At 60.8% G+C, this 372-nt stretch carries 1 protein-coding gene and 1 pseudogene; both read left to right on the top strand.

Going from position 1 to position 372, the window contains the following annotated elements; genetic code table 11:
• A partial coding sequence (locus RWK44_RS34990; RefSeq protein ID WP_316030196.1) for an SDR family oxidoreductase occupies positions 1-184 on the top strand: 184 nt, incomplete at its 5' end.
• A 29-nt stretch (positions 185-213) separates the two neighbouring features.
• Positions 214-372, top strand: a pseudogene (locus RWK44_RS34985) (patatin-like phospholipase family protein); the annotation flags it as partial.

Genomic DNA, 372 nt, shown 5'->3' with positions numbered 1-372 from the left:
AGCGAAGTCGCATAACATCGCACGTGACGCAGTGATCCGCGACGTTTTTCTCAAGAACCAGCCGACCAAGCGTTTCGCAACCGTCGAGGAAATGGGCGCCCTCAGCGTCTTTCTCTGCTGCGATCTGGCGAGCTCCATCACCGGCACGGCCATTCCGGTCGATGGCGGGTGGACGGCGCATTGATCTCAACAAACAAATCGGGAGTGAGGACCATGAACAAACACGCAGGTGTGAAGAAAATAATCGCCGACAGCGCGGTTGTCGCCTCCTCTGAGCGAGAGCCGCGGACGCTCAATCTGGCGCTCCAGGGCGGAGGCGCGCATGGCGCCTTCACCTGGGGTGTGCTCGATCGGCTGCTCGACGAGCCGAAG

This window comes from Rhizobium sp. 25PS6 (assembly GCF_032464655.1).
GTDB lineage: Bacteria > Pseudomonadota > Alphaproteobacteria > Rhizobiales > Rhizobiaceae > Rhizobium > Rhizobium laguerreae.
Note: the sequence above shows the minus strand (reverse complement) of the source record. Positions and strands in the feature narration are given on the sequence as shown.